General features: G+C 55.6%; 9 protein-coding genes and 1 pseudogene. 2 read left to right on the top strand and 8 right to left on the bottom strand.

The features are described 5' to 3' along the window. Positions 1-241 precede the first annotated feature (241 nt). The 6 genes from WKI41_RS03025 to WKI41_RS03000 all read right to left on the bottom strand — a co-directional run bounded on the left by WKI41_RS03025 (position 242) and on the right by WKI41_RS03000 (position 7024). Positions 242-1153 carry an HNH endonuclease gene (locus tag WKI41_RS03025; RefSeq protein ID WP_340192024.1) on the bottom strand — a complete coding sequence of 304 codons (912 nt, stop codon included), beginning with the start codon at positions 1151-1153 and terminating at the stop codon, positions 242-244. A 150-nt stretch (positions 1154-1303) separates the two neighbouring features. Further along, positions 1304-2557 carry a type II toxin-antitoxin system HipA family toxin gene (locus WKI41_RS03020; RefSeq protein ID WP_340192023.1) on the bottom strand — a complete coding sequence of 418 codons (1254 nt, stop codon included), beginning with the start codon at positions 2555-2557 and terminating at the stop codon, positions 1304-1306. Next, positions 2550-2861, bottom strand: coding sequence for a helix-turn-helix domain-containing protein (locus WKI41_RS03015; protein ID WP_340192022.1), 312 nt, complete (start codon positions 2859-2861; stop codon positions 2550-2552). The genes WKI41_RS03020 and WKI41_RS03015 overlap by 8 nt, the downstream gene beginning before the upstream one ends. 761 nt (positions 2862-3622) lie before the next feature. Next, positions 3623-4261 (bottom strand): hypothetical protein, encoded by a 639-nt coding sequence (locus tag WKI41_RS03010; RefSeq protein WP_340192021.1) that lies wholly within the window; start codon positions 4259-4261, stop codon positions 3623-3625. Between the two features lie 130 nt (positions 4262-4391). Continuing rightward, on the bottom strand, positions 4392-4841 hold the full coding sequence (locus WKI41_RS03005) for a hypothetical protein (RefSeq protein WP_340192020.1): 450 nt from the start codon (positions 4839-4841) through the stop codon (positions 4392-4394). A 1259-nt stretch (positions 4842-6100) separates the two neighbouring features. Then, the gene (locus tag WKI41_RS03000; protein WP_340192019.1) at positions 6101-7024 is read right to left on the bottom strand and encodes a nucleotidyltransferase and HEPN domain-containing protein; all 924 of its coding nucleotides are present in this window, start codon (positions 7022-7024) and stop codon (positions 6101-6103) included. A 336-nt stretch (positions 7025-7360) separates the two neighbouring features. Here WKI41_RS03000 and WKI41_RS02995 point away from each other — a divergent pair, with 336 nt between their 5' ends. Next, positions 7361-7540, top strand: a complete 180-nt coding sequence (locus tag WKI41_RS02995) for a DUF3606 domain-containing protein (protein ID WP_340192018.1) — start codon at positions 7361-7363, stop codon at positions 7538-7540. A gap of 303 nt (positions 7541-7843) precedes the next feature. Here the strand turns inward: WKI41_RS02995 and WKI41_RS02990 are convergent. Together WKI41_RS02990 and WKI41_RS02985 are read right to left on the bottom strand one after the other, a co-directional pair. Continuing rightward, positions 7844-9289 (bottom strand): annotated as a pseudogene (locus tag WKI41_RS02990) (type IV secretory system conjugative DNA transfer family protein). A gap of 203 nt (positions 9290-9492) precedes the next feature. Then, a complete protein-coding gene (locus tag WKI41_RS02985) occupies positions 9493-9900 on the bottom strand; it encodes a mobilization protein (RefSeq protein ID WP_340192017.1) in 408 nt (135 codons plus the stop codon). A 238-nt stretch (positions 9901-10138) separates the two neighbouring features. On the opposite strand from WKI41_RS02985, the gene traA reads away from it, so the two are divergent. After that, positions 10139-13342, top strand: a complete 3204-nt coding sequence (gene traA, locus WKI41_RS02980; RefSeq protein ID WP_340192016.1) for a Ti-type conjugative transfer relaxase TraA — start codon at positions 10139-10141, stop codon at positions 13340-13342. Positions 13343-13602 lie beyond the last annotated feature (260 nt).

The raw sequence follows: 13602 nt of genomic DNA, 5'->3' as shown, positions 1-13602 counted from the left end.
GAGCGACTGCTTTCGGTTGGCGGAAAGCTTGACTACAATTGGTCCCGAAACCTGAGAGCTGCTCCATCTCGTCATATCCCTGTTGCAAGTAAACCTAATGTCGCCATCGCTGCGGGATCTGCCAGAGCGGTATACGTAGTAGAACTGGCTCAATCGTCATAAATAGGGACCATGTAGTCGTAGATCCGCGCTGCGCTTGATCCGCGCGCCCGAGGGCATTGGATAAACTCGTCGGTCAACCTCAATGCTTGAAGGTGTTTTCGCGATGCCAACTTAAAAACTGGGGATGCGGCCGTTGGTAAACACCGCTCGGGACAATCGCTCTTCCCGTCTTGTTGATTAGCCCTAGAATGCTATCGCGATCGTTCGCGTGACGCGAAATCAGGATCTCGAGTTCATCCGACAGAGAGATAATCCCCCGGTCGAACATCCAGTGAGCGGTTCCAGAGAGCGCGATTCCGTTCACTAGGATATCAGGCCCATTTTTCTCGACCGGCCGGATATGAGCCGCGTCTACCTCGGCACGACCACCACCGTTAATCAGCTTGAGTCCAGTTATCGCGCATCGTTTGTCGTAGGCTTGTAGGACGAGACGCCGAAACAGCCGATCTCTGACAACTCGAGACGACAGCTGCATGATCCGCTCCCTATCGTTCTCGAATAGGAAGGGCTCCTGAACCCTATCGGACAGATCGTTCAGCGGTGACGTTTCCAGCGACTTGCCCGTACGCGGCAATTCGAGTTGATCTTCCGCCAATCCCAACGACAGAATCCGATTGAAATCGGCAGCAGATAATGATCGGACCGCAGCCTGTGCACGGCCTGAAATCCGCCCCGCTTCGTTCAGTACACCTCGCTCAACAACACCATCCTGCCCACTAAACGCAACTGGGTTTACGAAATCGAGATAGCTGCCAGGTTCGATTAGCGCCACATACATGCCTGGCGCTTTGGGATCTGGAATAACCTCAGCGACCTTGGCGACAGCGAAATATCCACGCGTTGCAGCGACCTTTCGAGGTTCATAGTAGATGATCCAATCTCCGGCACAGCTTTGAACGCGACCGAGATACTGGCCAGGGAACTGATACTGCTCAGCCGGGCTATCATCGTAGATCGTGTCTGTGCGGTGGATGAATACGCCGAATCCCATATGCAATCTCTATCATGATAATCGCGACTCAAAACAGGCAGATCAATGACGACGCTTGCCACCCAAACCTGCAGCTCTTTGCGTCCGCTATTCGACAGTTGGACAAACTGCAACCTCGATCGAAACGTATTCATATCTGGCAAGAGCAAGCTAGTCGCCTGGGGTACTTAGAATTGGCGTCATGAGTTTGACATGGGTATCAATCCGTTCGAGCACTTTTATCGGCACGACCTCGCGCTGCGGCATCGACCACCAGATTTGGTTGACGCGCTCGACGGTATCGACCACCGCTCTCAGAACAGCAGCCTCCGGCAATCGCGCACGCCTTGCGAACGCTTTCCAGCGCTGGGCACTCAGTGCTTTGAAGGACCGATCGCCCAAGACGGATAACGCCATGGCATCTGTCGGAATGTAGGGAATCGTCGAAAGGACATCGTAAACCGGCGCAAGCTCGGGTTTGTCTCCTGCTCCGCGATAAATTAGCGACCAATTTTTTAAATGCATGTCACCATTTCCCGTTACCGCAGCCAGAGCCAACCGGCGGACGAATTCCAGCGCCGCGGCTGGGGAAACAGCAACGTTCAGAGCCGCAGCGATATCGTGATAGGCGGCCCCTTCATACTTACGCGATGGATAAATGCCAAACACCTGCGCAAAGTCCTCGATGTGGATCCGCGTCGCTCCCGTGCCGCGATCAAAGCGTTTGATGAGCAAGACCTTTCCATCCGAAAGCGTCTCAAATTCTTTCGGAATATCTTCGAATTCCGATTGATCGACAAGTTCTCGTTCCGGTACATCCATGCCGATTGCTTCGGCTAGAGCCAGATTGGCATATTCGTTTTCGGAAACACCTGGAAACGATGTCCACGGAAATTTTGCAATATACGAACCCTGCTCGTCGCCCAAGGGCAAGGTGAGACCACCGCCCTTGCCGGTATTCTTGATAACAGAGAGCTTCATCTGCACCCCAGCAAGAGAAAACCGGGCTTTCGGTTCAGGACGTGAGGTGGCATTGAGCAGAGCGATCGCGCCTTCGCTCGGTACGATGCGGACAGCTCCTGGCAAATCCGCACCGAGCGCCGCAAGAAGATCGAAATCATTGCCGGGCCGAACGCTGCCGGCATGGTGCTTCTCCATCGCCTCGCGCAGTTTGTCTTCTGGAAGCAGATTGGCAAAAAAAGCTGGCAAGGCCCTGGCGACAGGCTTCGGGTCTTTACGCAAGCCTCCGCTTGCCGCCCGAAAGGACAGGCTCAACACAGGAGAGCCACCAGTCGCGCGATAGCTTTCCTCGAAACTAAATGCATTGAAGTCACCAGGCGTCCGGACAATTGTGCCGACCTTAAGGTTGTTCAGCAGCACCTCAAGCGAGGAGATGGACTTTGGATCGAGATACGCATCAGGCATCGTCATCACCGTTGGAACTGGAAACGAACGCGGGCAAATCGTCGTCGCTGCCATGCGGCTGAAGCAGCGCATTGACAGCTGGCACCATCGGTTGCGGGATGAACATCAGTTCAAGACCAAGCGCACGTGCGATATTGATCAGCGTGGTCGTGCGGGCAGCGCTCTTTCCGCTCTCAATCTCGCGATAGCGTGGCCGCGATATGCCAGCCATCTCGGCGACCTGCTCTTGTGTCAGATCCAAGCCTTTACGCGCTGCCTTCAAGAGACCGCCGATCTCAACCAATATAGTCGTCTCTATTGACATATGATACCTAAACATATCTTCAAATGACAAAATGACACGTTTAATTATCTATTTCGACGCGCGCAGTCAAGGACCTGGCGTTGACCATGTCGTAGCGGCCCCGTCTAGCGTGGTGACGCTTTCGGATGGTGATGTGCCTCTGCGCGCGCTCACCATCTACTTCAGGCTCTGACTGATCATCAATCGCGACCTGTTTAGCGGCAATCTCAATGAGCGTCTCATCCTGATTGCTGATTGCTGCGCTACAGCGGACGGTTCTTGATCGTGAAAACACAAATTCTAGTATAGACCATAAATCTGATCACAATGTCTCACGCTCCTGCACATCACGCTGGTCGCGCTCACTCATAAAGTAGGGCGTCGCGTGCGGTCCGTAGAACGAAATATCCCACATCTCGCTGGCCGGCGTTACAATCCAAGTGCGTACAACGACGATGATATCGACGAGGTCAACATCATCCAGCAGAGCCCCTGCTTTTGGAAGGCGGACCGCTTGGCGTCAATGGGTTTTGAAAACTTGACCATGCTTCATCTGTCAGAGTTCGCGATTGCGAATTAAACTCGTGTAGTGAAGGAAGCGGGTTAGGTCAAAGCGGCCGAACACGTCGAAATGGACCTCTCAGGATTATGTTGATGGCGTCATCGAACCATGCACTTTGCGGCAACGGCACATCGTCTCTCACGCACTGTCTGCAAGCATCCTATGGGCTACATTTATGTGAAAAAGCTCGTATAAAGTGTGAACCTCGACATAGTTGCTCCTATTTCGGCTCTTTGATCACTGCCCGGTTTATCTGCTCATCGTTGAGCCGATAAACTACAAATCCCTCACCCGCAACTTTGTGGGCGCCACTATTCATTATTTCGTTAGATGAGATTCTCACCGATCGGCTAAAACTCTCATCAACGTCAGGCCCAAAGATGTGGATCGTTGAAACCTCGTCCCAGTCGACTCGCGTTCCTGTCTTTTGATCGGTGTAATATCCGCTGCCCACCAAAACGCGTTTTGTGCTCAGGGCAGACTGCCTGGAGTTATCCCCGGAAACCAGATTGAACCCGTAAGTCCCGTCAGCTGGATAGTCGAACTCGACAACGGAAACCTTGCTGGAAACCACTACCTCCAGCAACTTGTCCTCGTCCCTGATTTCCCTAGCCTTCGGATTATCCTGAAGCACAGATTTCTCCGGTCGATTGCGAAGTTTATGCCAAACGTCCTGGGAGACCTCATGCGGCACCACGAGAACCGTTCCTCCGGTTCTGAGAACAGGATCATCGACGATTATCGTAATATGAGTTTTTACTGGTTTTATCACCTCCATGTTCGCCGCCGCCACATGCGTCTCGAGGAAAGGCGTCAATGCACCCGCTAATATCATTGCTCTAAAAAGGGCGCGAAACATGCCTAATTCAGCTCTACCTTTGCTGACGTCATCTTGATGTTCTCATCTTCTTCGACGACGGACAGTTTGAACCTTGATTTTTCCTGACTATGGTACTCGAAGAAGGTTGGACCGACATTCTGCCGAGATGTCAATCGATCTCAAAGTTCATATCCGCCCAATAATCGAAATACGCCCTGACCTGCTTCTTGGGTTCAATGGTGCCTGTGCGCACGAGGGAGGAATATGTGCTCCCGCCTCGCGCCGAAATCTCGGCCCTTAACTCTGCAAGACGCTCGCTTGGTGCGGCGACAAGGAAAACATCTCGGCCATCGCTCACATAAATGAGCGCGTCGTTCGGCGACAGAATATACTTCTCTTCGTCGACAAACTCACTTTCCAGTTTAACCGCTTCGGAAAACGAAGAGGCGGATGAACCCTCGAGTGGATTATCGCCGCTTGAAACGAACAACTGACGCGAGCCAAAAAATGCCTCGAAGGCTTCAAATTCGGCGTCATCCAGCCAGTCCACGCCAAAGAAAATCCTGCAACCGTTCCTACGGCAAACTTCCTTGTCTATTCCATATCGATCGGATTTCATCTTTGGCCTCATGTCGATGGGCTGCCAGGATATCTGTATTTTCGGAAAGGCCGTCCGTTCGGCTTGATAATATCAAGTGTTGGCCCATTGCTTTTACTTTCAGGTCGCACCGTTACGGTCCGGCCGTCAGACAGCTTGCCTATCCTAATACCATTTCCTTTTATCGATCGCATTGCCTCCAACGAGGTCGTCAAAATCCTTGTTCGCATCGTCGACCGTGCCCGGTCTGTCTCTGTTAAAGTCCTTGTCGCCTAGCTTATGGGTAGAATCCGCATCCATCTGCCCGATCTTTTCCTTCTCTTTCTTCTCCTTCGCGCAGTCGGACGCATCGTTGTCTTGCGAAGTGTTGTGCGGTCGTCCGCCTTCGAGATCTGCTGACTGATGATATAAGCGTCGCCGATGATTGTTACTGCCGAAAGAACATCATGCGTCACCCAGCCAATCGGCCCCCACCAGCAGCGCGCCAGCAACAGGCGTCGTCATGCGCGTACCCTGCGATGTGCAGCAGCCTGACAGACTTCAGCAACAACCGCACTTTCATAGGGTGTCGCTTCTCCCCTGCTAATCATATAGTCGGAGCCCGGACCGACACAGAAACCTGGCAGGATTCACTTCCCTTGCTTTAACATATTTTTCAGGCGCTTCCTCATGATCACCATACTCATCCAACCAATCACTTCACGAGTTCTTTCAACGCTCGTAAAATTCAAAGCACCTTCGCAAAATCAGTCTCATGCCGAACAGCAGAACGATAAACGCAACGAAAGCACCTAATGAAAATGGGCCGAACACAATCCACGCGCTTGAAAACAGCGCTGCAAATAATGCTACAAAAACGAAATACGCTGTTTTTTTTCGCATCCTGATTCGTTGCATTTGATAACATTCCCAATATTTCTTGACACGCGCTCGCCCAACTTGGGTTCCGAAACCTGTTTAATGCACATCAGTCATCCGACCGCTGCGGCGGGCAAGGAGGATATTCGTATTTTTTCCAACTTCCTGCAAAGCTACTAAATCCCAATCCCGCGGCACCCGGCGCTTGAGATGGCGACGGAAGGCTGCCGCCCGGGGGACGGACAGGGCAGCCTTCGACAGCAGACCCCACGATTTCTCGACGATACTTACGCGTTCGTACGACCACCGGAGATTACGTCACGTTCACTGCATACTGTCATCGGCACGAAATGTAACTGCCGGCGGATCGCCGGCTCTGACTACTAAAACTGATAAGCCAGAATTCTGATCGGAATCTGGCGTTACGTGTTTTCCCGCGAGACATCCTGCTCCAGCTTCTGGATATGCTCGTCGCACACGACCTTCACCAATTCCAGGAGATGGGCAGTTCGCTCCCCTAGCCAGACCAGCGTCTCTTCGCTGATCTCGAAATGTTTCGAATACCGAGCCTTAACATAGGCTTCGTTGATTGTGTTAAACCAGGCTCTTTGCCGGTGGTGATACCGTGGAAACGCTTCCACCAGCCGCAGATCCTGCTCTTCGGCAAGTGAGCGCAGGAACTTAATGTTGTGTGAGGCAGGCGCGTAGTTGGTCAGGGTCAGGATAATACAGGAGTACGCTTGCTCGATGCACTGATGCAATTCGAAAGCGCCGAGCCGAAGATCTTTTTCGCTGATACAAAAGCGCGCGACTTTCATGAATGAAAGAGCAAGTCCATGCCTCTCATTGAAATGCTCCCGTGCGACCGCTAACCGCTCCTCCGCATTTAACGGCTTCGGCTCAGCCAACGGCTCGTCATCAAGCTCGTAGAGAACAATGCCTTCCTTGCGGATGTCGGAGAAGAAGTAGTGCCCCTTCTTCAGCTCCGTGTTCACCTCGCGCAGCGAGTGGACGATGAACTGCGTCGGCGTTTCGATGAAGCTGTCGCGGATAATCCGGTCTGCCGCCTTGTACCAATAGGTGGCATGATCCGTCAGCTTGCGATTGTTGACGATCACCAGCAAATCGAAATCCGAGCGATAGCCCTTCATCGTGTGCGGCTCGTCGACAAAGGTGCCGCGTGCATAAGAACCGAAGAGGATGATCTTGAGAATGCGTCCGCGCTTCTTGAAGTCGGCGGTGCCTTCGTTCAGCGCATCCTCGAACTCCTCGTGCAGGATCTCAAGCGCACGGGCGAGCTCTCGCTGCTTTCTATGCGGGATATGATCGAGGGAGGATTTCATCATGGGAACGGGGTCTGACTGACTTCTAATTATGCCGCGATCTTATCGCGCTGGTGGTATCCATGGACCTTATACGCTTCGTAACATTCATCAAATGGCAAAAGTGCTAGTCGATTTCTGGAGGTCCAGATGTGGCTGGTACCCACGCTTGTTCCTGATGTCGTCTATCGCAGATGCAATCTCCATCTGCGGTCCTCGCCTCTTGTAAGAACGACCCATGCGTAAGCTTAAGGCCGTTCAACCAAACGAACTGACACGAAGACAATTGCATCGCCGTTCGCTGTCAGGAACCAGCAGAACCCCGCCGGGTTAGTCTTCCTCAACATGAGGAGAAGAACGATGTCGGAGACAACCCGAGGCCGTAACCAGGATCGCGAGCGCGTGGCTGGCGGGCAGGATCATGAAGTCCGCTACGAGGCCAACAAGGAGCACGTTTCAAAGGACGCTGTAACGAGTGCGATCAAGTCGGTTGGCAACAGCCGCGACAAGGTCGAACACGAGCTCGATCGCAAGGGCTGATTATCTCTTGTCCTTGCTCAACGAAAGCCGCCTGGCCTCATCCAGGCGGCTTTCGTCTTAGTGTCTGAAGCCTTGCCCGCTGATAGCCTTACCGGCGTTTCCATCTCTACCTTCAGAGCACGGGGCGCGCCTGTCCTGCCGCTCACTTCGGCGCTATCTGGGAGCGCGTTCCCGTCAGGCCAGGCTCGATCATCGCCCTCTATCTTCCGTCGCAGTGAGTGCCCACTCTCGTTGCTTGCTGAACCACGTTGACGTTCGATGTCGATGGCTAGGTCAGCGATTTGCCTGTCGCTCGCATCGCTCTCAGATCCCCTCGAACATTCCTTTGAACTCCTTGTCCTCGTAGTACCGGATCTTGGTGAGCTTTGCCGGATAGTGCCCCTGGCGCAGAAGGATCATTCTGTCGTCTGGCAGTCGCATGATCTCGTCGGCATTGATGAGGTCGCGGGCAGCGATATGCTCCGAGTTCGTCTGCTTACCTTCACCGTAAGAGGCCGTCATGTAACACGCATCGCGCTTGCCAATCGAGCGCGCAACAAGCTCTGCCGTCTCGATGTCGTTCACACCAAACACCTGCAGTACGCCGGCATTGGCGAGGAAGGTGTTGGCGCCTTTGACGTAGAGACTCCGCAGTTGATGCATGTCCTGAAGGATCGGCCAGAGCTGCACGCCGTAGCCTGCCATCAGCCCCATGGCACGCTCGACAGCATCTAACCGTCCCAGGCTCGCAAACTCGTCGAGCAGGAACAGCACGGACTTGTTTGCGGGAACGGCTCTCTTCTGCTTGCCGAATGTTGTCGCGGTCACTTCTGACGCGGTAATGCTTTGGGATGGCGATGCACCGTTGCGCGTCGTCACCATCTCCGTCAGGCTCTGGCTGATCATCAATCGCAGTCACCGTGCATAGGTGCCAAGCCTGTCCGGTGGCAGCACCAGGAAGACGCTCTGCGTTCTTTGCTTCAGATCGATGAACTGAAAATCCGATCGCTCCATCAGCCGCTTCATGCGTGGACTATCGAGGAAGTGAGTATGCCGTTGCGCCGATGACAGAACGCCCGATGCCTCGCTATCGGACTTGCCCAAATGCCGGTTGGCGGCGCGTGCTATCAGACCCTCACAGGATGTGCTCTCCTGCATCCGTGTCAGCAGGTCGGCAAATGCCTTTGGCGGTCTGGTCAGATAGTCGCGCAACGTTGCCGGATGACGAAGATGCGGCGGTTCGCTGGCGACCACCATCATGATCAAACCGGCAATCAGTGCCTTGGCTTCCTCGTTCCAGTGCGCGTCACCAGAACTCCCCGGTTCGTCATAGACCAGAGCATCGGCAAGCGTGCCGGCATGCTCGGCAATATCGAGATCGTTTGCGTCCAGATGAGCGAATGGATTGAAGCAGGATGATGGCCGATCCGTCACCCCGAACGGGTCGAGCACATGCAGTGCTCCAAAACCTTCCCTTGCCCGCGCCGTGATCCTGGCATTCTCGCCTTTCGGATCGATGCAGATGACCGAGCGCTCGCCCGTCAGCAGGTTTGGAATGATCGTACCGACACCTTTGCCGGTGCGGGTCGGCGCTATCGTCATCAGATGCGATGGACCGTCATAGCGCAGCAACGCCTTTTTCTGCGGATCGCGTCCGATGATGAGACCGGCACGATCCTTTCCTTTCATCGATGCGATGTCTTTTGCACTTGCCCAGCGTGCCGTGCCGAACACGGATTGCACCGGCACATCGGAGACGAATGCCCCCATGAATCCGAACACTCCGAACACAAGCGGCAGATGTTTTGCCACGACCAGCAGGAGCTGACTGATCAGCCCCTGCTCCAGGCCCAAGGCCCAATGGACCACGAAGTCGAGGAAGATGATGGTGCCTGCGTTCACCCAGCCAATTGCTGCACAGATGACTGCCAGGAAGGGTGCCGTCACAACCGCCTTCACAAAGCCCCAGACCGTCATGACTGCACGGTCCCTCCGTCCTCGCCCGTGGAGCGTTGCGCGTGATCTCGATGCGTCACTGGAGCCTCATTGTCCTTGCCGTCGACGCCTATCCCTTGCCCGGCCTGCGTCGAATGATTGGGCTCGTTCTGCGGCCATAGGAGATCGACGAACAGCAGCCGGTCTGTATCGCGGCTGAGGTAAGCCGGAAACTCGCGAGCCAGCCATTGCCTCAACTGCTTGCCGTCCATCCGTCCTTGTTGATGGGCGGGAGGTTCGTCCTGCTCCAGCCGCTCCAGAACGAACGATCCGAGCAGCATCCTGCGCCGTGTCGTCTCTGCCCGCTGCTGCTTCTCCAGCCGCGATTGCAGCGCCTTCTTCTGTTCTTCCAGCTCCCTGATCCGTTGCTCGATGGGTTTGCGCATCCCTGCTCTCCCTCCTGGTTGTGGGTCAAAGCCCGGCATTCAAGGAAACCCCTTTCGAATTGGCCACTGGCATTTGTGCTAGTTGAATACTGACCTCCCGAGAGCTACCCCCAGTTAAGGCACAAGGGCGCACTTACGAGTTGAGCACGTTTTGGCGCGTGGTTTGCGCCCTTTGTCCAGGGAACAAGCGACAGTTGGAGACTGTCTGCCTGTCGGATCTGTCTATCGCGGGGGAATGATGGCGATCTATCATTGCAGCGCAAAGCCGGTTAGCCGGTCGGGAGGCCGAAGTGCCGTCGCAGCCATCGCCTACCGGACAGCAAGCCTGCTGACCAACGAGCGCGATGGCCTCACCCATGACTTTACCGCCAAGAAGGGCGTGATTCATTCCGAGATCGTTCTACCCGACGATGTCGAGGCAGACTGGGCGCTCGATCGTTCAGCGCTGTGGAACGCCGCAGAGAGGGCAGAGCGCCGAAAGGATTCCCGCGTTGCCCGGGAGTTCGAGATCGCTCTTCCGCATGAGCTGAGTGCAGACGCCCGCCTGTCGCTTGCCCGCGCCTTTGCCCAGGATCTGGCCGATCGTTACGGCGCTGCGGTCGACTTCGCCATTCACGTTCCTCAGGGCAAGAGCGACATCCGCAATGTCCATGCGCATGTGATGATGACCACAAGGGAAGTCACTCCAGACGGTCTTGGCGAGAAGACCATGATCGAGCGTGAGAACAGGTGGTTGCTGGCAAACGGTCTGCCCACCTCGCACATGCAGATGCGCGACATCCGCAAGGCCTTTGCCGATCTCGCCAATCGTCATCTGCTGGAGGCCGGTCTCGGTATCCGTGTCGATCATCGATCGCATCTTGATCGCGGTCTGGAGCTTTCACCGACCGAGCATATGGGCGTCCACGCCAGCCAGATGGAGCGGCGTGGGCTCGCCGTATCCAGGACTCGCCTCGAAGAGCAAGCCGCGAAGAAGAACGCCGATCTGATCCGCAGGAAGCCGGAAGAGGTTTTGCGGATCCTGACCGACGAGAAAAGCGTCTTCGATCGTCATGACATTGCCCGTACCATCCATCGCTACATCAACGACAGCCACGGTTTCCAGTGCGCCTTTGCCGCCGTCATGGCGTCACCCCAGCTCGTCGAGCTTTTGCCTGCGCAAAACAGCAAACTAGCGAAATACTCGACGCGCGAGATGATCGGTGTCGAGCACGCGATGGCAGCGAGCAGTCTGCGCATGACGGAGCGAAACAGTCATGGCGTAAGCGCAACCACGATTGAACAGGCACTCGATCGGCAGGACGCGATACTGGGTGGCTCGGGTCTGACAGATGAGCAGCGCACTGCTGTTCGCCACATCACTTCACCGACACAGATTGCAGCTGTCATCGGCTTTGCCGGGGCTGGCAAATCGACGATGCTGTCCGCGGCAAGGGAAGCCTGGGAAGCGCAAGGCTATCGTGTTCATGGAGCCGCCCTTGCCGGCAAGGCGGCCGAAGGTTTGACGACGTCATCGGGTATTCCAGCGCGCACGCTGGCGTCATGGGAGTATGGCTGGAGCCGTGGCAGAAATGAGCTTGGCCGCAACGACATTCTCGTCATCGATGAGGCTGGCATGGTGGCAAGCCGTCAGCTGGCGCGCTTCGTTGCAGAGGCCGAAAAGCGTGGCGCCAAGCTTGTGCTCGTCGGTGATCATGAACAGCTTCAGGCGATCGGTGCAGGCTCGCCCTTCCGCGCCATTGCCGAGCGCATCGGCTCGGTGGAGCTCACCGATATCCGCCGGCAGAAGCACGACTGGCAGAGAGAAGCGTCCGTCGCTTTTGCCACGCATCGCACGGCGGAAGGATTGCAGCAGTATGCGGAGCGAAACAGCATTCGGTTCGCCAAAGATCGGGAGCAGGCCTGCGCCGAATTGATCGGCGATTATCTTGCCGATCGGGCGCAGAACCCGGAGGGGTCACGCATTGCATTGGCCCATCGGCGGGTGAATGTGCGTGCCATCAATGATGGCATCCGAGAGCGGCTGCAGGCGGAAGGATTGCTGGCAAAAGGTGATGGTCAAGCTCGCAGTGAACAAGGATACGGAGATGGCCTGACAAACCGCGAGCTCGTCTACCAGACGGTCAACGGCAAGCGTGCCTTTGCGCCTGGTGACCGCATCGTCCTTCTCGAGAACAATTGCGACCTTGACGTCAAGAATGGCATGCTGGGAACGGTGGAAGCCGTCGAGCCGAACGCACTACATCTGCGGCTCGACGGATCTTCGGGCGGACCAAACGATGCCCGCCATCTCGCTCTACCGGTCAAAGATTACCAATCCTTTGATCACGGCTACGCCACCACCATCCACAAAGCCCAAGGGGCCACCGTCGACCGCGCCTTCGTCATGGCATCCTCGAGAATGGACCGGCATCTAACCTATGTGGCCATGACCCGCCACCGCGACGCTGTGACACTCTATGCCGGTCGTAATGAGCTGAAAGATATGAAGGACATGGTTGCCAGCATGGGGCGCTCAGGCGTCAAGGAAACCACGCTCGATTATGAGCAGGTGTTTGCCGAGCGGCGCGGATTGCAGGCGAGAGCAAGCGGAACGGAGGAGCTGGAGGTCGCCAGGGTCGGAGCGAAAACGCGTCAGCAGGAACGTGTCGTCGGAACGCCGGAACAGACCCGCTCACAGAGCCAGGACATTCCTGCCCCGCTCGTTGCCGCCATCACCCAATATGACCGTACCATCAACGAGGTGGCGCGGGACAATGCCATGCCGCATCTGGAGCGTGAGATCGAGCACCTACGATCGATGGCGGGCTCAGTTTATCAGGACACCTTTACCGTTGCGCTCACCTTCAAGGGCCTCATCCTCGATGACAAAATCGACAAAGCCGAACTGGTCAAAGCTGTCCAGGAGCGGCCGGAACAGTTTGGAGCTCTGCGTGGCAAGACTGGTCTGTTCGGCGACAATGCCGAGCGCAAGCAGGCACTGAGCAGAGCGCAAGGCCTCTCAAGCCATGTCGGTCATGCGGCAGAAACCTGGGAGCGCCGATTGGACGACGCGCGCGGGTCGGAAGAGTGGCAACGCCAGAAACGGGATATCGTTGAAGTGCCGGGTTTGACACCGAAGAGCGAGGCGATCCTCAAGGCCTTTGATCAGCTTGGCAGCGAGCAGAGGCCGCAGTTCCTTGAGCGGATGATGGAGACGCCGGACGGCAAGCAGGCGCTTGTCGAGGCAGCCGCGATCGCCAACGCGCTGGAGAAGCGGTTTGGGACGACCAGCAGGCTGGAGCTGGAAAAGATGGATCTGCGGCTGGGCAAGGATCAGCTTCAGCAGGTAGATCGCATCAGGAACGTCGCGCGGCTGGTTGAGCGGGCGCATACAGCTGAGCAGAGAAAGATGTATGAGCTCTGGCAGTCGTTAAAAAAGAGTTTGAGCCTGGGGCTTTGATCGACGAAAACCATAAGCCCCGCTAGACCGCACTCGAAATGCGGCATACCTGCAAGGGTATCGTGGGTTCGAATCCCACCCTCTCCGCCATTCTAAGTCATTTATTTAAACGTCAAATTCGCACTTTTGGTGTAATATGGCTTATTGCTGGTTCTGACGCTGATTCAAGTAGAGGCGCGTTTGAGCCACTTTCTGATCAAAAGCCTGCGGTTCGGGTTCATTTATCAAGGCTATTGACAAAATATTTAATGTCTCTAGAT

Source organism: Agrobacterium larrymoorei (assembly GCF_037722385.1).
Taxonomy (GTDB): domain Bacteria; phylum Pseudomonadota; class Alphaproteobacteria; order Rhizobiales; family Rhizobiaceae; genus Agrobacterium; species Agrobacterium larrymoorei_C.
Note: the sequence above shows the minus strand (reverse complement) of the source record. Positions and strands in the feature narration are given on the sequence as shown.